The organism is Serratia entomophila (assembly GCF_021462285.1).
Lineage (GTDB): Bacteria > Pseudomonadota > Gammaproteobacteria > Enterobacterales > Enterobacteriaceae > Serratia > Serratia entomophila.
The window spans coordinates 2,678,564-2,699,284 of sequence record NZ_CP082787.1 but is presented as its reverse complement, the minus strand read 5'-3'; the positions used below and the strand labels follow the sequence as shown (position 1 = coordinate 2,699,284).

General features: G+C 57.7%; 19 protein-coding genes and 1 pseudogene. 13 read left to right on the top strand and 7 right to left on the bottom strand.

Translation table 11 applies throughout. The annotated features are described in order from the left end of the window. Positions 1-206 precede the first annotated feature (206 nt). From topA to acnA, 5 genes are all read left to right on the top strand, one after another. Positions 207-2,804 (top strand): type I DNA topoisomerase, encoded by a 2,598-nt coding sequence (gene topA, locus KHA73_RS13140; protein ID WP_234584765.1) that lies wholly within the window; start codon positions 207-209, stop codon positions 2,802-2,804. A gap of 358 nt (positions 2,805-3,162) precedes the next feature. Next, entirely contained in the window at positions 3,163-4,137 is a 975-nt protein-coding gene (cysB, locus tag KHA73_RS13135; protein ID WP_197822414.1) for an HTH-type transcriptional regulator CysB, read from the top strand. A 181-nt stretch (positions 4,138-4,318) separates the two neighbouring features. Further along, positions 4,319-4,567, top strand: coding sequence for a tlde1 domain-containing protein (locus tag KHA73_RS13130; RefSeq protein WP_234584764.1), 249 nt, complete (start codon positions 4,319-4,321; stop codon positions 4,565-4,567). Then, positions 4,564-4,806: a hypothetical protein gene (locus KHA73_RS13125; RefSeq protein WP_234584763.1), complete on the top strand. Its 243-nt coding sequence runs from the start codon at positions 4,564-4,566 to the stop codon at positions 4,804-4,806. The genes KHA73_RS13130 and KHA73_RS13125 overlap by 4 nt, the downstream gene beginning before the upstream one ends. A 230-nt stretch (positions 4,807-5,036) precedes the next feature. After that, the gene (gene acnA / locus KHA73_RS13120) at positions 5,037-7,709 is read left to right on the top strand and encodes an aconitate hydratase AcnA (protein WP_234584762.1); all 2,673 of its coding nucleotides are present in this window, start codon (positions 5,037-5,039) and stop codon (positions 7,707-7,709) included. A gap of 51 nt (positions 7,710-7,760) precedes the next feature. Here the strand turns inward: acnA and ribA are convergent, their stop codons facing one another. Next, the gene (ribA, locus tag KHA73_RS13115; RefSeq protein ID WP_234591266.1) at positions 7,761-8,354 is read right to left on the bottom strand and encodes a GTP cyclohydrolase II; all 594 of its coding nucleotides are present in this window, start codon (positions 8,352-8,354) and stop codon (positions 7,761-7,763) included. Between the two features lie 279 nt (positions 8,355-8,633). Between ribA and pgpB the strand changes: the two genes are divergently transcribed. From pgpB to lapB, 3 genes are all read left to right on the top strand, one after another. Beyond that, positions 8,634-9,392, top strand: a complete 759-nt coding sequence (gene pgpB, locus KHA73_RS13110) for a phosphatidylglycerophosphatase B (protein ID WP_234584761.1) — start codon at positions 8,634-8,636, stop codon at positions 9,390-9,392. Positions 9,393-9,696: 304 nt separating this feature from the next. Further along, a complete protein-coding gene (locus KHA73_RS13105) occupies positions 9,697-9,999 on the top strand; it encodes a LapA family protein (protein WP_234584760.1) in 303 nt (100 codons plus the stop codon). Between the two features lie 6 nt (positions 10,000-10,005). Further along, positions 10,006-11,178 (top strand): lipopolysaccharide assembly protein LapB, encoded by a 1,173-nt coding sequence (gene lapB / locus KHA73_RS13100; protein ID WP_234584759.1) that lies wholly within the window; start codon positions 10,006-10,008, stop codon positions 11,176-11,178. Between the two features lie 49 nt (positions 11,179-11,227). Here the strand turns inward: lapB and KHA73_RS13095 are convergent, their stop codons facing one another. Beyond that, positions 11,228-11,524: an Arc family DNA-binding protein gene (locus KHA73_RS13095; protein ID WP_234584757.1), complete on the bottom strand. Its 297-nt coding sequence runs from the start codon at positions 11,522-11,524 to the stop codon at positions 11,228-11,230. A gap of 172 nt (positions 11,525-11,696) precedes the next feature. Then, complete coding sequence (bhsA, locus tag KHA73_RS13090; RefSeq protein ID WP_234584756.1) at positions 11,697-11,957, bottom strand: multiple stress resistance protein BhsA; 261 nt, start codon at positions 11,955-11,957, stop codon at positions 11,697-11,699. Positions 11,958-12,286: 329 nt separating this feature from the next. Here bhsA and pyrF point away from each other — a divergent pair, with 329 nt between their 5' ends. Both pyrF and yciH read left to right on the top strand, forming a co-directional pair. Continuing rightward, a complete protein-coding gene (gene pyrF, locus KHA73_RS13085; protein WP_234584755.1) occupies positions 12,287-13,015 on the top strand; it encodes an orotidine-5'-phosphate decarboxylase in 729 nt (242 codons plus the stop codon). Between the two features lie 10 nt (positions 13,016-13,025). Then, a complete protein-coding gene (yciH, locus tag KHA73_RS13080; protein ID WP_234584754.1) occupies positions 13,026-13,352 on the top strand; it encodes a stress response translation initiation inhibitor YciH in 327 nt (108 codons plus the stop codon). A 197-nt stretch (positions 13,353-13,549) separates the two neighbouring features. Here yciH and osmB read toward each other — a convergent pair whose 3' ends face one another. From osmB to KHA73_RS24555, 3 genes and pseudogenes are all read right to left on the bottom strand, one after another. Next, positions 13,550-13,768 carry an osmotically-inducible lipoprotein OsmB gene (gene osmB / locus KHA73_RS13075; RefSeq protein ID WP_004945176.1) on the bottom strand — a complete coding sequence of 73 codons (219 nt, stop codon included), beginning with the start codon at positions 13,766-13,768 and terminating at the stop codon, positions 13,550-13,552. Between the two features lie 240 nt (positions 13,769-14,008). After that, on the bottom strand, positions 14,009-14,755 hold the full coding sequence (locus KHA73_RS13070) for a DeoR/GlpR family DNA-binding transcription regulator (protein ID WP_234584753.1): 747 nt from the start codon (positions 14,753-14,755) through the stop codon (positions 14,009-14,011). A 48-nt stretch (positions 14,756-14,803) separates the two neighbouring features. Beyond that, a pseudogene (locus KHA73_RS24555) lies at positions 14,804-15,016 on the bottom strand (glycine radical domain-containing protein); the annotation flags it as partial. Between the two features lie 139 nt (positions 15,017-15,155). Between KHA73_RS24555 and fsa the strand changes: the two are divergent. Together fsa and kdgT are read left to right on the top strand one after the other, a co-directional pair. Beyond that, the gene (gene fsa / locus KHA73_RS13060) at positions 15,156-15,821 is read left to right on the top strand and encodes a fructose-6-phosphate aldolase (protein ID WP_234584752.1); all 666 of its coding nucleotides are present in this window, start codon (positions 15,156-15,158) and stop codon (positions 15,819-15,821) included. 236 nt (positions 15,822-16,057) lie between these two features. After that, the gene (gene kdgT, locus KHA73_RS13055) at positions 16,058-17,041 is read left to right on the top strand and encodes a 2-keto-3-deoxygluconate transporter (protein WP_234584751.1); all 984 of its coding nucleotides are present in this window, start codon (positions 16,058-16,060) and stop codon (positions 17,039-17,041) included. Between the two features lie 49 nt (positions 17,042-17,090). Here the strand turns inward: kdgT and KHA73_RS13050 are convergent, their stop codons facing one another. Beyond that, the gene (locus KHA73_RS13050) at positions 17,091-19,157 is read right to left on the bottom strand and encodes a carbon starvation CstA family protein (protein WP_234584750.1); all 2,067 of its coding nucleotides are present in this window, start codon (positions 19,155-19,157) and stop codon (positions 17,091-17,093) included. Positions 19,158-19,550: 393 nt separating this feature from the next. Here KHA73_RS13050 and KHA73_RS13045 point away from each other — a divergent pair, with 393 nt between their 5' ends. Continuing rightward, positions 19,551-20,714, top strand: a complete 1,164-nt coding sequence (locus tag KHA73_RS13045) for a M20 aminoacylase family protein (RefSeq protein ID WP_234584749.1) — start codon at positions 19,551-19,553, stop codon at positions 20,712-20,714. The last annotated feature ends 7 nt before the right edge of the window (positions 20,715-20,721 follow it).

Here is a 20,721-nt window from a genome sequence, read left to right as displayed (position 1 = left end):
TTTTCACGCAGGCATACTTCTGGGCATGGGTGAATAGCAAGCAGGATCAACATGTTGCGCTTAGCTTGAGCAGTTGGGCGGCCAAAAGAAAAAAATCTGTTGATCTCTTGCCAGACTGCCGCAATATAAAAAAGAGACACGAATTGCCGCGGCACGGCGAGATAAAAGACTTCTTTTTAGAAGAAATAAATTAGGTAAAGGTAAATATGGGTAAAGCTCTCGTAATAGTTGAGTCCCCGGCAAAAGCCAAAACTATTAATAAATACTTGGGTAATGACTACGTGGTGAAGTCCAGCGTCGGTCATATCCGTGATTTGCCGACCAGTGGCTCAGCCAGCAAAAAGAGCGCTGACTCAACCGAAGACAAAGCCAAGAAGAAAGTTAAGAAAGACGAGAAGGCGGCGCTGGTTAATCGTATGGGCGTCGATCCTTACCACGGCTGGAAAGCGCATTACGAAATCCTGCCAGGTAAAGAAAAAGTTGTCGCCGAGTTAAAATCGTTAGCGGAAAACGCCGACCATATTTATCTCGCAACGGACCTTGACCGCGAAGGGGAAGCCATTGCCTGGCACCTGCGGGAAGTGATCGGCGGTGACGACAAACGCTTTAGCCGCGTGGTGTTTAACGAAATCACCAAAAACGCTATTCAACAGGCCTTCAAAACGCCGGGCGAGCTGAACATCGACCGCGTCAACGCACAGCAGGCGCGCCGCTTTATGGACCGCGTGGTGGGCTACATGGTTTCCCCGCTGCTGTGGAAGAAAATCGCCCGCGGCCTGTCCGCCGGGCGCGTGCAGTCGGTAGCGGTGCGCTTGGTGGTGGAGCGCGAGCGCGACATCAAGGCGTTCGTGCCGGAAGAATACTGGGAGCTGCACGCCGATCTGCTGGCGAAGGGCGACACCGCGCTGCAGATGGAAGTGACCCACGCCCACGACAAACCCTTCAAGCCGGTTAACCGCGAGCAGACCCACGCCGCCGTCAAGCTGCTGGAGAAGGCGCGTTATACCGTACTGGATCGCGAAGACAAACCGACCAGCAGCAAGCCGGGCGCGCCGTTCATTACCTCCACGCTGCAACAGGCCGCGAGCACCCGCCTGAGCTTCGGCGTGAAGAAAACCATGATGATGGCCCAGCGGCTCTATGAAGCCGGCCACATTACCTACATGCGTACCGACTCCACCAACCTGAGCCAGGACGCGCTCAACATGGTGCGTGGCTATATCGGCGACAACTTTGGCGAGAAATATCTGCCGAAAGCGCCGAACCAGTACAGCAGCAAAGAAAACTCGCAGGAAGCGCACGAAGCCATCCGTCCTTCGGACGTGAACGTGCTCGCCGAGCAGCTGAAAGACATGGAAGCGGACGCGCAGAGGCTGTATCAGCTGATCTGGCGCCAGTTTGTTGCCTGCCAGATGACGCCGGCGCAGTATGACTCCACCACGCTGTCGGTGAAGGCCGGCGACTATCAGCTGCGAGCCAAAGGCCGCACGCTGCGTTTCGACGGCTGGACCAAGGTGATGCCAGCGCTGCGCAAGGGCGACGAAGACCGCACGCTGCCGTTTGTGGAAGTGGGCAGCGAGCTGGATCTGCAAAAGCTGATCCCAAGCCAGCACTTCACCAAGCCGCCGGCGCGTTACAGCGAAGCCTCGCTGGTTAAAGAGCTGGAAAAACGCGGCATCGGCCGCCCGTCCACCTATGCGTCAATCATCTCAACCATTCAGGACCGTGGTTATGTGCGGGTGGAAAGCCGCCGTTTCTATGCCGAGAAAATGGGTGAGATCGTCACGGATCGTCTGGAAGAGAACTTCCGCGAGCTGATGAACTACGACTTTACCGCACGCATGGAAGACGGCCTGGATCAGGTCGCCAATAACCATGCTGAGTGGAAAGCGGTGCTGGACGAATTCTTCGTCGATTTCAGCGAGCAGCTGGGAACCGCCGAGAAAGATCCGGAAGAGGGCGGCATGCGCCCGAACCAAATGGTGATGACCAGCATCGATTGCCCGACCTGCGGCCGCAAGATGGGCATCCGCACCGCCAGCACCGGCGTATTCCTCGGTTGCTCGGGCTATGCGCTGCCGCCGAAGGAACGCTGCAAAACCACCATTAACCTGGTGCCGGAGGCGGAAGTGCTGAACATCCTCGAAGGGGATGATGCGGAAACCAATGCGCTGCGCGCCCGCCGCCGTTGCCAGAAATGCGGCACGGCGATGGACAGCTATCTGATCGACAATCAGCGCAAGCTGCACGTCTGCGGTAACAACCCGGCGTGTGACGGTTATGAGATCGAAGAGGGTGAATTCCGCCTGAAGGGTTATGACGGCCCGGTGGTGGAGTGCGACAAGTGCGGTTCTGAAATGCACCTGAAGATGGGGCGTTTCGGCAAGTACATGGGCTGCACCAACGAAAGTTGTAAAAATACCCGCAAGATCCTGCGTAACGGTGACGTTGCACCGCCGAAGGAAGATCCGGTGCCGTTGCCTGAGCTGCCGTGCGAGAAGTCCGACGCTTACTTCGTGCTGCGTGACGGCGCGGCCGGGGTATTCCTGGCGGCCAATACCTTCCCTAAATCACGCGAAACCCGCGCGCCGTTGGTGGAAGAGCTGGCTCGCTTCAAGGATCGCTTGCCGGAGAAGCTGCGTTATCTGGCGGATGCGCCGGTGGCGGATGCCGAAGGCAATAAAACGCTGGTGCGCTTTAGCCGCAAGACCAAGCAGCAATATGTCTCTTCGGAGAAGGACGGCAAGGCTACCGGCTGGTCCGCTTTCTACGTGGACGGCAAGTGGGTCGAAGGCAAAAAGTAAATTTGCAGCCTGAATGCAACAATTAAAAACCAGCCCATGCGGCTGGTTTTTTGTTGCTGCTATCCGGGAAATGGATCTATCCTTTGCTGCTTTTCTCCATCCGGGCCCGGGTTTCACATTGATAGCAATGCAAAATAATCGTTATCATAGTGTGACGCGGATCTATACTTGAAGCTGCGGCGTGATATAGTGGTTATATAAAAAGTTTTTTTATGATTAAAGCTTATTAACGACGGCGTTTTCTTCAGCATCTGGGCGAACACTGTGTTTAAGGCTTATGACTTTCAGCATACCGGGGCGACACCGATATACCTGGCTGCGGGCAAGCCGCAGTGTTTAACCTAGGATGGTATAAGATATGAAATTGCAGCAGCTTCGTTACATCGTGGAAGTGGTTAACCACAACCTGAATGTCTCCTCGACGGCAGAAGGGCTTTACACCTCGCAACCCGGCATCAGCAAGCAGGTTCGCATGCTGGAAGATGAGCTGGGCATCCAGATTTTCGCCCGTAGCGGCAAGCACCTGACTCAGGTCACCCCGGCTGGCCAGGAAATTATCCGTATCGCGCGCGAAGTGTTGTCCAAAGTGGATGCGATCAAAGCCGTCGCCGGCGAGCACACTTACCCGGATAAAGGCTCGCTGTACGTCGCCACCACGCATACTCAGGCGCGTTACGCCTTGCCCAACGTAATCAAAGGTTTTATCGAACGCTACCCGCGCGTGTCGCTGCACATGCATCAGGGCTCGCCGACGCAGATAGCCGAAGCGGTTTCCAAGGGCACCGCCGATTTCGCTATCGCCACCGAAGCGTTGCACCTGTACGACGATCTCATCATGCTGCCGTGCTACCACTGGAACCGCGCGGTGGTGGTGAAGCCCGATCATCCGTTGGCCGGCAAGAGCAGCATCAGCATTGAAGAGCTGGCGGCTTACCCGATCGTCACCTACACCTTCGGCTTTACCGGACGCTCGGAGCTGGACACCGCGTTCAACCGCGCCGGCCTGACGCCGCGCATCGTCTTTACCGCCACCGACGCCGACGTGATTAAAACCTACGTGCGTCTGGGATTGGGGGTGGGCGTGATCGCCAGCATGGCGGTGGATCCGGTGCAGGATCCCGATCTGGTGACGGTGGACGCGCGTGATATCTTTACCTACAGCACCACTAAAATCGGTTTCCGCCGCAGCACCTTCCTGCGCAGCTACATGTACGACTTTATCCAGCGTTTTGCGCCGCACCTGACGCGCGACGTGGTCGACAACGCCGTGGCGTTGCGCTCCAACGAAGAGATCGAAGCGATGTTCAAGGACATCAAGCTGCCGATTAAGTAAGCCGAAAAATCGTTATCCGTGAGCGAAACAGGAGAGGATAAACCTCTCCTTTTTTCGTTTTGCTCCCAAAGCGCTTAATTCTGACGTTACTCAGGATCATCCTGAAAAGTGGCTGTTGCGTTTTCAACCCCTTTATGTTTGGGCATACTGCTGTTCTGGTGATCTATTTAGCAATAAAACCATGAGCGATCATCTGTTCGTTAATACCGCTTACCGCGGAAGTTTTCGCCTTCATCCGCTCAATACAGATGGTTCCGGCGTATCCTGGGGCTGCATCACGCTTTACAAAGCATCTGACTTCCAAATCATCCGCCGTTCTCTGCTAAACCGCAAAAAAGTGCGAGTGCCTGGCGGGCGTGGCCTTATGGCGTATGGGCGTATCGATGTTCGAGGTGTGCCTGACTATAGTAAATGTGTGGTACCACGATGAAAAAGAGCCTCTGGATTGTCTTGTTTTTATTGTTAACTCTTATCCTGTTGTTTTTCCTCCCTGATGGCGTTTTCAACAGTTTCGTAACCAATAACATAGAAATCAGCGGCGACGGTGAAATGGCAATGAACAGCTACGATACCGCCGTCATCCTCATTAAACTGGGAGTGTCTGCAGCTATCGCCATTATTTTGACGATCCTAATCAGGCGGATACTGCGTTCTCTGGTGCGCAGCTAAAGCGAGCGGCTTGATAACGGCGGACGGGGCAATCCTTTCCGCTTTTTTTGTGCCTGGCCCGCATTGAACCTAACCCCTTGGCCAGACAGCAACTTCCCGTCCCTGATTGTTTCCACCTATCGTTCTGATCAAAACGTGTTGTTATCAAAACGTTAATGTCTCTTTGTGGTATCTTTAAACAAGACCTCAGTGATTACCCTGTTTTAGTCATAATAAGAAATGGAGGAGCTATGTCGTCCGATCTTAGTGAAAAAAGTATGGATAAGCTGGTTGCGCTGAATAGAGAGTATCACTATTACAGCCTGCCGCTGGCGGCGAAGCAGTTGGGGGATATTGACCGGCTGCCCAAGTCAATGAAAGTGCTGTTGGAAAACCTGCTGCGCCATGTGGATGGCGACACCGTGCAGGTTGACGATCTGAAGGCCATCGTTGGCTGGCTGCAAACCGGCCACGCCGACCGCGAGATTGCCTATCGCCCGGCGCGGGTGCTGATGCAGGACTTCACCGGCGTGCCGGCGGTGGTGGATCTGGCGGCGATGCGCGAAGCGGTACAGCGTCTCGGCGGCAACGTCGATCAGGTGAACCCGCTGTCGCCGGTGGACCTGGTGATCGACCACTCGGTCACCGTCGATGAGTTTGGCGACGACGATGCCTTCGAAGAAAACGTGCGCATCGAAATGCAACGCAACCACGAACGTTACACCTTCCTGCGTTGGGGGCAAAAAGCCTTCAACCGCTTCCGCGTAGTGCCGCCTGGTACCGGCATCTGCCATCAGGTTAACCTGGAATACCTCGGCCAGACCGTCTGGCACAGCGATGAAAGCGGCCGGCGCATCGCCTATCCGGACACCCTGGTGGGCACCGACTCCCATACCACCATGATCAACGGTCTGGGCATTCTCGGCTGGGGCGTGGGCGGCATCGAAGCGGAAGCGGCGATGCTCGGCCAGCCGGTGTCGATGCTAATCCCCGACGTGGTCGGCTTTAAGCTCACCGGCAAGCTCGGCGAAGGCATTACCGCCACCGATCTGGTGTTGACCGTGACCCAGATGCTGCGTAAACACGGCGTGGTCGGCAAGTTTGTCGAGTTTTACGGCGACGGCCTGGCCGATCTGCCACTGGCGGACCGCGCCACCATCGCCAACATGTCGCCGGAATTTGGCGCCACCTGCGGCTTCTTCCCGGTGGATGAAATTACGCTGGGCTACATGAAACTCAGCGGCCGCAGCGCCGAGCAAATTGCGCTGGTGGAAGCCTACGCCAAAGCGCAGGGCATGTGGCGCAATCCAGGGGATGAGCCGGTGTTCACCAGCTCGCTGGCACTGGATATGTCCAGGGTAGAAGCCAGCCTGGCCGGCCCGAAACGCCCGCAGGACCGCGTAGCGCTGCCAAACGTGCCGCAGGCGTTCAACGCGGCCACCGAGCTGGACGTCGGCGGGCCGCAGGCCAGGGCGGAAAGCAAACCCTTTACGTTGGATGGCCAACGGCATGAGCTGCACAATGGCGCGGTAGTGATCGCCGCGATCACCTCTTGCACTAACACCTCCAACCCGAGCGTGATGATGGCGGCCGGCCTGCTGGCGAAAAACGCCGTCAAAAAAGGCCTGCGCAGCAAGCCTTGGGTGAAAACCTCTCTGGCGCCTGGCTCCAAGGTAGTGACCGATTATTTTGACAGCGCCAAACTGACGGCGTACCTGGAAGAGCTCGGTTTTAACCTGGTCGGCTACGGCTGCACCACCTGTATCGGTAACTCCGGGCCGTTGCCGGATCCGATTGAACAGGCGATTAAAGAGGGCGATCTGACCGTGGGGGCGGTGTTGTCCGGCAACCGCAACTTCGAAGGGCGTATTCACCCGCTGGTGAAAACCAACTGGCTGGCCTCACCGCCGCTGGTGGTGGCCTACGCGCTGGCGGGCAGCATGAAGATCGATCTGACCAAAGAGCCGCTGGGCGAGGGCAACGACGGCCAGCCGGTGTACCTGAAAGATATCTGGCCGAGCAGCAAGGACATTGCGTTGGCGGTGGAAGAGGTGCGCACCGAGATGTTCCATAAGGAATATGGCGAGGTGTTCGACGGCGACGCCAACTGGCAGTCTATTCAGGTGACCGGCTCGGCAACTTATCACTGGCAGGAGGATTCCACCTATATCCGCCATCCGCCGTTCTTCAGCACCATGAAGGCGCAACCTGATCCGGTGCAGGACATCAAAAACGCGCGCATCCTGGCCATTCTGGCGGATTCTGTGACCACCGACCACATCTCGCCGGCGGGGAACATCAAGCGCGACAGCCCGGCGGGCCGTTACCTTGGCGAGCATGGCGTGGCGCCGCAGGACTTCAACTCCTACGGTTCGCGCCGCGGCAACCATGAGGTGATGATGCGCGGCACCTTTGCCAACATCCGCATCCGCAACGAAATGGTGCCGGGGGTAGAGGGCGGTTATACCCGCCATATCCCGTCGCAAACTCAGCTGTCGATTTACGACGCCGCCATGCAGTATCAGCAAGAGAAAGTGCCGCTGGCGGTGATCGCCGGCAAAGAGTACGGTTCAGGCTCCAGCCGCGACTGGGCGGCGAAAGGGCCGCGCCTGCTGGGCGTGCGGGTGGTGATCGCCGAATCCTTCGAGCGCATCCACCGTTCCAACCTGATCGGCATGGGCATCTTGCCGCTGGAGTTCCCGCAGGGCGTCACGCGCAAAACCCTGGGGCTGACCGGCGACGAGCAGATCAGCGTCAGCGGGCTGCAAAGCCTGCGGCCTGGGCAAACGGTGCCGGTGCACATCAGCTACGCCGACGGCCGCCAGGAAGTGGTCAACACCCGTTGCCGCATCGATACCGGCAATGAGTTGACCTACTACGAGAACGACGGCATCCTGCACTATGTGATCAGGAAAATGCTGTAACCAATAAAAAGGGCGCCGTAAGGCGCCCTGATTGTTTCCGCCGCTGCGGCGTTATTTCTGGTCCAGCAGGTGGCCCATCTTGGCGGCCTTGGTGGCCAGATAGCGTTCGTTCTTCGGGTTGCGCCCCACAATCAACGGCACGCGCTCGGTGATGTTGATACCGGCCTCGGTCAGGATCTCAACCTTTTTCGGGTTGTTGGTCAGCAAGCGCACCGCATCCACCCCCAGCAGTTTGAACATGTCGGCGCACAGGGTGAAGTCGCGTTCGTCGGCGGCGAAGCCGAGCTGGTGGTTGGCTTCCACGGTATCGGCGCCTTTGTCCTGCAGGGCATAGGCGCGGATCTTGTTCAACAGGCCGATGTTGCGGCCTTCCTGACGATGATAAAGCAGGATGCCGCGGCCTTCTTCGGCAATGTGCTCCAGCGCGGCTTCCAGCTGGAAACCGCAGTCGCAGCGCAGGCTGAATAACGCATCGCCGGTCAGACACTCAGAGTGCACGCGCGAGAGCACCGGCGTTTCGCCAGAAATATCACCAAAAACCAGCGCCAGGTGATCATGCCCGGTTGCCAGTTCTTCGAATCCCACCATCAGGAAGTCGCCCCATGGTGTCGGCAGTTTGGCTTCTGCCACCCGTTTAAGCTGCATGTCACTCTCCACAAACACATCCGATTCAATCATTGTTGCGCATCCTACGTCCGGTTCAACCAACTGACCAGTACTAAAACGTGCTACGCCGATCTCTATTTCGTTAATTATCGGCTATTTTGCCACAACTTCTTGCCTGGCGGTGCTCAGCAAATCAGCAGATGGCGTTTCAACGCCGCCTATTATTGCGATAGGTTGCTTATCTGTTTAATTTTTGGCGTGTTATCGATATTGCAACATTGTTACACTGCCCGTTGGATCGTTCAGAAGGAGTAGGGAATGTACGAAATAGCAAAACGCACGGCGGGCGGCGCGCTGTTGCTGCTGTTGATGCCGTTGGCGATTTGGATCTGCGGCTGGCAATGGCAGCCGGGCGGCGATGAAGCGTTGCTGAAGGGCCTGTTTTGGATCACCGAAACCGTCACCTCGCCGTGGGGGCTTCTCACCAGCGTCATCCTTTGCGCCTGGTTTCTGTGGTGCCTGCGCTTTCGTCTCAAAGCGGCCATTGGCCTGGCGATTTTGCTGGCCGCCGCGGTATTGATTGGCCAGGGCGTCAAATCCTTGATCAAAGATCGGGTGCAGGAGCCGCGGCCATTTGTGGTCTGGCTCGAGCAGAATCATGGCGTTGAAGAAAAGTACTTCTACTCGCTGCCGCGCAAAGCGCGCAGCGCCCTGGTGGGCGAGCAGCTGCAGGGGCAAAGCCTGGTGCCGGGCTGGCTGCGCCAGCATTGGCAATTTGAAACCGGCTTCGCTTTCCCGTCGGGGCATACCCTGTTTGCCGCCACCTGGGCACTGCTTGGCGTGGGGCTGTTGTGGCCGCGCCGCCATTACAAAACCGTGGCTGTGCTGATGCTGTGGGCAACCGGCGTGATGGGCAGCCGTCTGGCGCTGGGCATGCATTGGCCGCGCGATTTGGTGATGGCAACGCTTATCAGCTGGCTGCTGGTGACGCTGGCCTGCTGGCTGGCCCAGCGTTGGTTCGGGCCGCTGACGCCACCGCCGCAGGAACAGCAGGAAATTGCGCAGCGCAAACCGTAAAAAACCGTTACTTAGTGACTGTGTCACTTAATGCGTCGGCCCGGCTACGGGCCGCATTAAACGCTTACATTTAGCCGCATTGCAATTCCCGCCGTCGCCCCCATATCTTTATAAATCCGTTATTTTGAGAAGCTTTCTCATTAATTTGCCCGGCAGCGCCGTTTACTGCCGAATATGCCAGCAGATATGTGGTTTTATCGTGCGGCAGGGTTTCCCTGCCGCAATGGGAAATGCTAACTTAATGGTTAGGGACGCCACGCATGGGCATAATTCATCCGATTAACTCGGCATCGCGGGAAAGAATGTGAAATATTTGCTGATTTTTTTGTTGGTTCTGGTGATCTTCGTGATTTCTGTCACGTTAGGCGCCCATAACGATCAGGTAGTGAGTTTTAACTACTTACTTGCGCAGGGCGACTATCGCGTTTCGACCCTGCTGGCCGCGCTGTTTGGCGTCGGTTTTGTGCTGGGCTGGGTCATTTGCGGGCTGTTTTACCTGCGTACCCGCATTGCGCTGGGGCGCGCCGAGCGCAAGATCAAAAGGCTGGAGCTGCAGCTTGAACAGCCTGCTGAGCCGGCGGCTCAGCCCGTTGTCAGCAAGGAATAATCCTCTATGTTAGAACTGCTGTTTCTGTTGCTGCCCGTGGCTGCCGCGTACGGTTGGTACATGGGGCGCAGAAGTGCTCAGCAGGATAAACAGCAGGAAGCCAACCGTCTGTCGCGCGAGTACGTGGCCGGGGTGAACTTCCTGCTTTCCAACCAACAGGACAAAGCGGTCGATCTGTTCCTCGACATGTTGAAAGAGGACAGCAATACCGTCGAGGCTCACCTGACGTTGGGTAACCTGTTCCGTTCGCGCGGCGAAGTCGACCGCGCCATTCGCATCCATCAGGCGCTGATGGAAAGCTCCTCTCTTACCTTCGAACAACGCCTGCTGGCGGTGCAACAGCTGGGGCGCGACTATATGGCCGCCGGTATGTACGATCGCGCGGAGGATATGTTCAGCCAGTTGGTCGACGAAGAAGATTTCCGCATCTCGGCCTTGCAGCAACTGTTGGTTATTCACCAGGCCACCAGCGATTGGCTGCAAGCCATCGACGTGGCGGAAAAACTGGTCAAGCTGGGCAAAGACAAACAGCGCATCGAAATTGCCCACTTTTACTGCGAGCTGGCGCTGCAGGCGATGGGCAGCGACGATCTCGACAAGGCGATGGGCCTGCTGAAGCGCGCCGCCTCCGCGGATAAGCAGTGCGCCCGCGTTTCCATCATGTTTGGCCGCATACATATGGCGCAGGGCGACTACGCCAAAGCGATTGAATCGCTGCAGCGGGTGCTGAACCAGGACAAGGAACTGGTCAGCGAGACCTTGCCGATGCTGCACGAGTGCTACCAGCATTTACCGGATCAGCAACAGGATTGGGCCGACTTCCTCAAGCGCTGCGTGGAAGAAAATACCGGTGCGACCGCCGAGCTGATGCTGGCGGAGATTATCGAGCAGCATGAAGGGCGCGATGTGGTGCAGGTATATATCAATCGCCAGCTGCAGCGCCATCCGACCATGCGCGTATTTTACCGGTTGATGGACTATCACCTGGCGGACGCCGAAGACGGGCGGGCTAAGGAGAGTTTGCTGCTATTGCGCGACATGGTGGGCGAGCAAATCCGCACCAAGCCGCGTTATCGCTGCCACAAGTGCGGTTTTACCGCCCACTCGTTGTATTGGCACTGCCCGTCGTGCCGGGCCTGGGCGTCGGTTAAACCGATACGGGGTCTGGACGGGCAATAGCCGTCAATAAAAACGGGGCGATTTCGCCCCGTTTTTTTATGTTTCCCTATTACTTTTTCTTGCCGGTTTTGGCGCCGGTTTTCAGCAGCTGGCGCAGCTTCTTCAGTTCTTTCTGGCTCAGCGGCTGCTCAATCTCTTCTTCGATACCCTGATTATCGATCTCTTCGTGGTGCAGTTCTGCCGGTTTTTTAGCGGCTTTCTCTGCCTTGGCCGGCGCTGCAAAGCTCTCTTCCAGACGTTGGCAAACTTCCGCACTCAGAGAGAGTTGGTTATCGGCGGCAACGGCACGGATTTTTTCTTTGAGTTCCAGAGGGATTTTGATAGTTAGTGTAGATATCTCGCTCATTTTGAAAGCCTTTCTGCGGGAAGATGCCTTCAAGCTAAGCCACCGGCGTTAAGGTGTCTAGGGTGTAATAAAAATTTAATATTTTTGTAACAATAAAGTGAGCGAAAAATTGAGCGATGCGAGGCGGGAATTGCGGTAGGGCCCGGCTTGCCGAGCCCTATATACCGGGGGGTTATTTGTAGATAACCGCGTTGCCGCTCAGCAGGTTTTTGCCGCCGGCGGAAATAATGCGGTAACCGCTGGCGCCTTGAGCGTCGGCCTTCGCGGCCAGCTTGGCTTCCAGGCCGCTCAGCGTGGTGGCGTGGCCGGCAGAAACGACGCCGATCTCGGTCAGGCCGCCGGCTTGTTGTGGGCTGACAGGCTCAGCGGCAAAGGTCGCGAAAGACGTCAGGGTGATAGCGGCAGCTGCTGCAAAATATTTGATGCTTTTCATGGGTGACTCCAGTCAGTTTATTTAGGAAGGAAGCCGTTCGCTTCCGATGTGATGAATAATAAACCATCTGTGAGGCTTTAAAATCTGATAATGCTGATAATATCATTCAAAATATCTGATTGACTATTTACGCTTCTTTACGGTGCTTTACGCTGGCTGGGTTATTACGATGGCGCCTTTCCTGACGTTCGATGACGAACGGCGGGCATAACATTACTTAACCGCAGGGCGCGCTGCGGCTGGGATTTCTGCCGGCCGGCATGTAGAATGCGGCGGTCAGTTTGGCGGGTTAATTCCTGATTATGTCCATTTTACAGAAGGTAGAAGAAATGAAGTCTGAAAATAACGCTAATAACAATGACTTAAGATCATCTCCAATCGTCGTTGCGCTGGATTACGCCGATCGGGACGCCGCGCTGGCGTTCGCCGACCGTATTGATCCGCAGGACTGCCGGTTAAAAGTGGGCAAAGAAATGTTCACCCTGTTTGGGCCGCAGCTGGTGCGCGATCTGCACTCGCGCGGTTTTGACGTATTCCTCGATCTGAAATTCCACGATATTCCCAATACCACCGCGCATGCGGTAGCGGCGGCCGCCGAGCTTGGCGTATGGATGGTCAACGTGCACGCCAGCGGCGGCGCGCGCATGATGACCGCCGCCAAAGAAGCGCTGTTACCCTATGGCGCCGATGCACCGTTGCTGATCGCCGTCACCGTGCTCACCAGCATGGAAGCGGAAGACCTGCGCGGTATCGGCATCGACGTCAGCCCGGCGGAGCATGCCGAGCGCCTGGCGCGGCTGGCGCACGGCTGCGGGCTAGACGGCGTGGTGTGTTCCGCGCATGAGGCGCAGAGGCTGAAGGCGGCCTGCGGCCAGGCTTTCCAGCTGGTCACGCCGGGCATCCGTCCGGAAGGCAGCGCCGCCGGCGATCAGCGCCGTATCATGACGCCGGTGCAGGCGCAGTCCGCCGGCGTAGACTATATGGTGATTGGGCGTCCGATCACCCAATCCGCCGATCCGGCCGCGGCCCTGCGCGCTATCCGCGCGTCTCTGGCCTGAGGACAAGTTGATGAACGATGACAACAGCCGCCTGGTGTATTCCACCGACAGCGGGCGTATCAAACAGGAAGAGGCTAAACCGCAGCGCCCCAAGGGCGACGGCATTGTGCGTATCCAGCGCCAGACCAGCGGGCGCAAGGGGAAGGGGGTTTGCCTGATCGCCGGCGTTGAGTTGGACGATGCGGGGCTCGACAAACTGGCCGCCGAGCTGAAAAAGAAATGCGGTTGCGGCGGTTCGGTCAAGGATGGCGTGATTGAGATCCAGGGCGACAAGCGCGACCTGCTCAAGCAGCTGCTGGAAGCCAAGGGCATGAAGGTCAAACTGGCGGGCGGTTAAGGCGGATCGCCATGCCGCGGCGCAATGCAACGGCATGGCTTAAGGGAAGTGCTGCCGGGCTGAAACCCGTAATGGCGAAAGCCATTAGACTCAATAAAAAAACAGACCTGAAATAATCTTTATTTTGCTTAATGCGTCAAAGCGCGAGCGCTTTTGCTAGCCTGCCGGCAGAGGTATCTGACAATTAGTCGGCTAGGTTATTTACCTACCTGATGACCAATGATGCCCCCGACGGCGGCGCCGCCCAGCGTACCCAGAGCGCTGCCATCAGTCAGCACAGCCCCGCCCACAGCCCCCGCACCGGCGCCGATGGCGGTGTTGCGGTCGCGTTTGGACATGTTGGAACATGCGCTGAGTGAAAACGCCAGAGTCAGGGCCAGAGCGGCGGTGGCGAAACGTTTATTGATAATCATCATGATGACTTCTCCTTAGCATTGGCTATATGGAAGTGCCCTATAAGTATAGGCGTTAACCATAAAAAGACCTGCTGTTGGTTCCCATACAGTGCCGATATAAAAAATGGCATTTTTTGTTAAAGGCCAAATAATCAAAAGCTACGACCGCGAAATCGGTCGAAATTCAGTATAAGTCGCTCTGTAAGGATAAACAGGTAAATAGTCCTAAAAACCCGGCGCTCCCGGTTGCCGCGCTGAACGCTATTCGCTGACCATATCCAACTGAACGCCCTGGCGTTTGAGCTGGTGCTGATATTCCAGCGCCAGGCGCGAGTCGGTGATCACCCGGCTGATCTGCCCCGGCTGCGCCAGCGGGTTGGGCTGGATCTGGCCAAACTTGCTGGAATCGGTCAGCACGATATTCTCCACGCCTTTCGCCAACACTGCGCTGACCACGTCGGCGCGCATCATGTCGCGGCCGGTGAAGCCGGTCTCGGCGTGAAACCCGTCGATGCCGATAAACGCCTTGTTGAAGTGCACCTGCTGGATGCACAAGCGCGTCAGCGGCCCGACCACGGTCTCGCTTTTTTTCTGGTACATGCCGCCCAGCACTATCACCTCACAGTCGGTTTCTTTCAGCAGGTTGGCGATGTAATGGCTGACGGTGATCAGCGTAATGCGCTTGCGCTCGGCGATATAGCGCGCAAGCAGGGCGTTGGCGCTGCCGCTTTCAATGAAAATGGTTTCGCCGTCGTTGACCTGCGCGGCGGCGTATTGCGCCAGATGCTGTTTGAGGGTGAAGTTGGACATCATGCGCGCGTCGACGTCGTCGCTTTCCAGTGCGACGGCGGAGCCGTGCACCCGTTTCAAATAGCTGCGTTTTTCGAGCAGATTGAGATCCTGGCGAATGGTCACCTCTGACACGCCGGACGCGCGCGCCAATTCGTTGACGCTGATCCGCCGGCGATCGTTAACCAACTGCAAAATGGTCTGTTGTCTTGAATTCATATCGGCCTGATGTGCGGCCGCCAAGGGGCAGCTGCTAAAAGTGATGGTTTAAAGAGTATGTTCTGTCCGCGCAATAATATCATCCTGTGCGTCAGGGGATAATGCGGTAAAGAACGCGGAATATCCAGCGACCCGAACCACTAAATCACGATACAGGTCAGGATGTTGCCTGGCCGTTGCGCAGGCAGAAAGATTTATCTCGCAGCACTCCAGCCATGATAATGTCTGGCGTGCTCGCGTTGCAGACTGAAATTCCCAACCCCGGGATCGCCGGGTCTTTTGGCTATTAAAGATGTTTCGGGCGAAGGTTGAACTGATTGTGGTCAAAATTCTGGCGGTTTTTTGCCTTATGATATTCAGAGTTTGTATTCGCCCACAGAACAAGACACAGGAGCCCGTGATGGAACTTTATCTCGATACCGCTGATGTGACGGCGGTAAAACGCCTGGCGCGCATTCTGCCGCTGCACGGCGTTACCACCAATCCGAGCATCGTTGCGAAAGAAGGCAAGCCGATCTGGGAAGTATTGCCCGCGCTGCGTGACGCGTTGGGCGGCACCGGCAAGCTGTTTGCTCAGGTGATGGCCAACGATGCTGAACGCATGGTAGCGGAGGCTGCGCTGCTCAGCCAGCGAGTGCCCGGGCTGGTGGTCAAGATCCCGGCGACCGCCGAAGGGCTGGCGGCGATCAAGAAACTCAAGACGATGTCGATCCCCACGTTGGGCACCGCGGTATACGGCGCCGGCCAGGGGCTGTTGGCGGCGTTGGCCGGGGCGGAGTATGTTGCGCCCTACGTCAATCGTTTGGACGCGCAGGGGGGCGATGGCATCGAAATGGTGCGCGAACTGCAGCGGCTGCTGAACCTGCATGCGCCCAATGCCCGGGTGTTGGCCGCCAGTTTCAAAACGCCGCGCCAGGCGCTGGAATGCCTGCTGGCGGGCTGCCAGGCCATCACGCTGCCGGTGGACGTGGCGGAACAGTTCCTGGCGGCGCCGGCGGTACAGGCCGCGGTGGAAAAATTTGAACAGGACTGGCAGAGCGCCTTTGGCACCAACGTGCTGAGCTGATCTCCTGGTGGTCATCGGGTGGCCTTGTGCCGCCTTTTTTTGCGCGCCAAATTCAGTTAAGAAACAATGGATCTTTAAAAATGAAACATTGTTTTAATTTTACGTGTTCGATCACTTTTATTCACATGGTGAACAGTTAGTTTAAGTGACCAAATCTTCACGATGCGCGCCCGCCCGGGATGGCGGCTGTCGGCGATGCGTTGCTTAACTCAATCATGGTCAGGGTGGAATGCGTGATGCAGATTAAACGTGCGATAGACAAGATCCCGGGGGGTATGATGTTGGTGCCGCTGTTCATCGGCGCGGTATGCCATACCTTTGCGCCGGGGGCGGGAAAATATTTCGGCTCCTTTACCAACGGCTTGATTGGCGGCACGGTGCCGATCTTGGCTGTGTGGTTTTTCTGCATGGGGGCGTCTATCAAGCTTAGCGCTACTGGCACGGTGCTGCGCAAATCCGGTACGCTGGTGGTGACCAAAATCGCCGTCGCCTGGCTGGTGGCCGCGGTGGCGTCGCGCCTGATGCCGGAGAACGGCGTGGAGTTCGGCTTCTTTGCCGGGCTGTCGACGCTGGCGCTGGTGGCGGCGATGGATATGACCAACGGCGGGTTGTATGCCTCAATCATGCAGCAATACGGCAGCAAGGAGGAGGCGGGCGCTTTCGTGCTGATGTCGCTGGAGTCCGGCCCGCTGATGACCATGGTCATTCTTGGCACCGCCGGCATCGCCTCATTCGAACCGCACGTATTCGTTGGCGCGGTGCTGCCGTTCCTGGTGGGGTTCGCGCTGGGCAACCTCGATCCTGAACTGCGGGAGTTCTTCGGCAAAGCGGTGCAGACGCTGATCCCGTTTTTCGCCTTTGCGCTGGGCAATACCATCGATCTGACGGTGATCGCGCAGACCGGGCTGCTGGGCGTTCTGCTAGGCGTGGCGGTGATCGTCATCACCGGCATTCCGCTGATTATCGCCGATAAACTGCTCGGCGGCGGGGATGGCACGGCCGGAGTAGCGGCCTCCAGTTCCGCCGGCGCCGCGGTCGCTACCCCAGTCTTGATCGCCGAGATGGTGCCGCAGTTCAAACCGGTGGCGCCGGCTGCGACGGCGCTGGTGGCCACCTCGGTGATCGTCACCTCGATTCTGGTGCCGATCGTCACCGCAATGTGGTCGAAACGGGCCAAGGCCAAGGCGGCGCTGCGTGAGCAGATGGCGGTGGTGAAATAGGGCCAATAAAAAGGGCGCCGCGGCGCCCTTGATGTTTCTGGCTTTCTCCTCAGCCGCGGCTCGCTTCCTCTCGCAGCACGATAGCCGTTTCATGCGCCGTCGGCTGGTTCGAATTCAGCGCACGGCGTATGACGAAGAAGGCGGAAATCAACATAGTGACCGCCACCAGCATAAAGAACCCGCAAAGCGCGGCGTTGATCTGATTGCTGAACACGATGGTTTCCATATCTTTCAGCGTTTTGGCCGGGGCGATCAGCGTGCCTTGCTCAATGCCGGCGGAGAATTTCTTCGCCTGCGCCAGGAAGCCGATACTCGGTTTTTCATGGAAGATTTTTTGCCAGCCAGCGGTCATCGAGGTGATGAACAGCCAAACGGTCGGCACTATCGTTACCCAGGCGTAGCGCTGCTTTTTCATCTTGAACAGCACCACGGTGCCGAGGATCAGCGCCATCGAAGCCAGCATCTGGTTGCCGATGCCGAACAGCGGCCACAGGGTGTTGATACCGCCCAAAGGATCGACTACCCCCTGATAGACGAAGAAGCCCCAGCCGGCCACCGCTACCGTGGTGCCCGCCAGGTTACCGAACCAGGAACGGTTGTTGGCCAGCCGCGGTACCGCCACGCCAACCAGATCCTGCACCATAAAGCGGCAGGCGCGGGTGCCTGCGTCGACCGCGGTCAGGATGAACAGCGCTTCGAACAGAATGGCGAAGTGGTACCAGAACGCCATCATCGCCCGGCTGTTGAACACCTCGCTGATGATATGCGCCATACCGACGGCGAAGGTCGGCGCGCCGCCGGCGCGAGACAGAATCGAGTTCTCTCCCACCTCTTTGGCGATCAGCGCCAGCGTTTCCGGCGTGACGATAAAGCCCCAGCTGTTAATCACCTGCGAAGCGTTTTCCACCGTGGTGCCGATCAGCGCCGCCGGCGAGTTCATGGCGAAGTAAACGCCTGGATCCAGCACCGAGGCGCAGATCAACGCCATGATGGCGACGAACGACTCCATCAGCATGGCGCCATAGCCGATAAAACGGATGTGGCTTTCACGTTCCACCAGCTTTGGCGTGGTGCCGCTGGAGACCAGCGCGTGGAAGCCCGAGATGGAGCCGCAGGCGATGGTGATGAACAGGAACGGGAACAGCGCACCGGCGAAGACCGGGCCGCTGCCGTCGATAAACCGCGACACCGCCGGCATTTTCATCTCCGGCATGGCGAAGACGATACCTATCGCCAGCCCGATGATAACGCCGATTTTCATAAAGGTGGACAGGTAGTCACGCGGCGCCAGCAGCAACCACACCGGCAGCACCGAAGCCACGAAGCCATAGATCACCAGCACCCAGGTCAGGGTAGTGCCGTGCAGCGTAAAGATTGGCCCCCAGTACGGGTCCTGCGCCACGTTGCCGCCATAAACGATCGCCAGCAGCATCAGCACGAAGCCGATGATCGAAATCTCGGCGATCTTGCCCGGCCGAATAAAGCGCATATACACGCCCATAAACAGCGCGATGGGGATGGTGGCGGCAATGGTGAACAGGCCCCAGGGGCTGTCGGCCAGCGCTTTCACCACCACCAGCGCCAGAGCCGACAGGATGATGATCATCACGCCCAGCGCGCCGAGCATGGTGATGACCCCGGCAAAGGCGCCCAGCTCTTGCTTGGCCATTTCGCCCAGCGAACGGCCGTCGCGGCGGGTGGAAATGAACAGGATCAGGAAATCTTGCACCGCGCCGGCCAACATGACGCCGACCAGGATCCAGATGGTGCCGGGCAGAAAGCCCATCTGCGCGGCCAGGATCGGCCCGACCAGCGGCCCGGCGCCGGCGATGGCGGCGAAGTGGTGGCCAAACAGCACCCATTTGTTGGTGGGCACGTAGTCCAGCCCGTCATTATGGCGTTCGGCCGGCGTCAGGCGACGGTCGTCCAGCTCAAACACTTTCTTGGCGATAAACAGGCTGTAGAAACGGTAGGCAATGCTGTAGCAGGCGACGGCGGCCACCACCAGCCAAACCGCGTTGACGTGTTCCCCGCGGCTGAGCGCCAGCATCGCGAAAGCGAATGCGCCGACTAACGCCACCACCAGCCAGATAATTCCGGACCTGACGTTTTTCATAATCAACAACTCCTAGGTGTGCAGAAGTAAAAAATCGACGTTCTTATAAAAAGGACAACGTCTTAAAAATAGGAGTTTTGCGGCTGAACAGAAGCAGGTCGGATGAGAAATGTGAAGCCGGTGGGGTTTTATTGTAAAAACAATGTGATGAACCCAAGGCGGAGCAGGATGCCGCGGTGGTTGGCGTAGGCAGATTTTCGTCCTGCCATTTTAATTTATACGCAGCGAATAATATTCGTTTTTTCGTTCGATGCTGCGGCCAGAGGATTATTAACTCATCCGGCCGGCGGCCATGAAAAAAACGGCGTCTGGCGTGCTATATCTCTATTTTAATGTTTGAACTCAACGATTCATTCATTAAATAAATAATAACGCCATGAAAGGGATTTAATTATGATAGATAAAGTGATCGATGGATATTTATCGCAGCTGACGGCGATCCGCCACGATATTCATCAACACCCGGAGCTGGGCTTTGAAGAGTTTCGCACCAGCGATCTGGTGGCGGATTATTTGAACTCTTGGGGTTATGAGGTGCACCGCGGTTTGGCGGGCACCGGCGTGGTCGGCACGCTGCGGGTGGGCGACGGCGCGAAGCGCCTTGGTCTGCGCGCCGACATGGACGCACTGCCCATGGCGGAGAACAACGGCAAACCCTGGAGCAGCTGCGTGGCTAACCGCATGCACGGCTGCGGCCATGACGGCCATACCACCATGCTGCTCGGCGCCGCGCGTTACCTGGCGCAAACGCGTAATTTCAACGGCACGTTGCACCTGATTTTCCAACCGGCGGAAGAGACGCTGGAAGGCGGGGCGCGCATGGTGCAGGAAGGGCTGTTCGAGCATTTCCCCTGTGACGCCATCTTCGCCATGCACAACATGCCGGGGCTGCCGGCCGGCGAATTCTTCTTCCAGCACGGCCCCTTCATGGCGTCGTCGGATCAACTCGTCGTCACCGTGCAGGGGCGCGGCGGCCACGGCGCCATGCCGCACCTGGCGGTCGATCCGGTGCTGGTGGCCTCGCACATTACCGTGGCGTTGCAGAGCATCGTGTCGCGCAATACGGATCCGCTGGCGGCCGCGGTGATCACCGTCGGCAGCATCAAGGCCGGCGAAGCGGCCAATGTGATACCGGACAGCGCGGAAATGAAGCTCAGCGTGCGTTCGCTGGAGCCTGAGGGGCGCACCGCGCTGCTGGCGCGCATTCCGGCGCTGATCGAGACGCTGGCGGCAAGCTTTGGCGCCAGCGCCCGGGTGGAGCACGTTAACGGCGCGCCGGCGCTGATAAACGATGAAGCGATGACGCGCTTCGCTCATCGGGTGGCGGAACAGCAGTTTGGCGCCGCCCGCGCGCACTACGGCGCCAAGCCGCTGATGGGCAGCGAAGATTTCACCTTTATGCTCGAGGAGAACCCACAGGGCTGCTATCTGCTGATCGGCAACGGAGACGGTGAGGGCAGCTGCATGGTGCATAACCCAGGGTACGATTTTAACGACCAGTGCCTGGCGGCCGGCAGTCATTATTGGGGAGCCTTAGCTGAAGCCTATTTAAAATAACTCCAGA

Coding starts and splice junctions, on each gene's coding strand:
- topA (WP_234584765.1), top strand. CDS start 207: ATGGGTAAAGCTCTCGTAATAGTTGAGTCCCCGGCAAAAGCCAAAACT.
- cysB (WP_197822414.1), top strand. CDS start 3,163: ATGAAATTGCAGCAGCTTCGTTACATCGTGGAAGTGGTTAACCACAAC.
- KHA73_RS13130 (WP_234584764.1), top strand. CDS start 4,319: ATGAGCGATCATCTGTTCGTTAATACCGCTTACCGCGGAAGTTTTCGC.
- KHA73_RS13125 (WP_234584763.1), top strand. CDS start 4,564: ATGAAAAAGAGCCTCTGGATTGTCTTGTTTTTATTGTTAACTCTTATC.
- acnA (WP_234584762.1), top strand. CDS start 5,037: ATGTCGTCCGATCTTAGTGAAAAAAGTATGGATAAGCTGGTTGCGCTG.
- ribA (WP_234591266.1), bottom strand. CDS start 8,354: ATGCAGCTTAAACGGGTGGCAGAAGCCAAACTGCCGACACCATGGGGC.
- pgpB (WP_234584761.1), top strand. CDS start 8,634: ATGTACGAAATAGCAAAACGCACGGCGGGCGGCGCGCTGTTGCTGCTG.
- lapB (WP_234584759.1), top strand. CDS start 10,006: ATGTTAGAACTGCTGTTTCTGTTGCTGCCCGTGGCTGCCGCGTACGGT.
- KHA73_RS13095 (WP_234584757.1), bottom strand. CDS start 11,524: ATGAGCGAGATATCTACACTAACTATCAAAATCCCTCTGGAACTCAAA.
- bhsA (WP_234584756.1), bottom strand. CDS start 11,957: ATGAAAAGCATCAAATATTTTGCAGCAGCTGCCGCTATCACCCTGACG.
- pyrF (WP_234584755.1), top strand. CDS start 12,287: ATGAAGTCTGAAAATAACGCTAATAACAATGACTTAAGATCATCTCCA.
- yciH (WP_234584754.1), top strand. CDS start 13,026: ATGAACGATGACAACAGCCGCCTGGTGTATTCCACCGACAGCGGGCGT.
- osmB (WP_004945176.1), bottom strand. CDS start 13,768: ATGATGATTATCAATAAACGTTTCGCCACCGCCGCTCTGGCCCTGACT.
- KHA73_RS13070 (WP_234584753.1), bottom strand. CDS start 14,755: ATGAATTCAAGACAACAGACCATTTTGCAGTTGGTTAACGATCGCCGG.
- fsa (WP_234584752.1), top strand. CDS start 15,156: ATGGAACTTTATCTCGATACCGCTGATGTGACGGCGGTAAAACGCCTG.
- kdgT (WP_234584751.1), top strand. CDS start 16,058: ATGCAGATTAAACGTGCGATAGACAAGATCCCGGGGGGTATGATGTTG.
- KHA73_RS13050 (WP_234584750.1), bottom strand. CDS start 19,157: ATGAAAAACGTCAGGTCCGGAATTATCTGGCTGGTGGTGGCGTTAGTC.
- KHA73_RS13045 (WP_234584749.1), top strand. CDS start 19,551: ATGATAGATAAAGTGATCGATGGATATTTATCGCAGCTGACGGCGATC.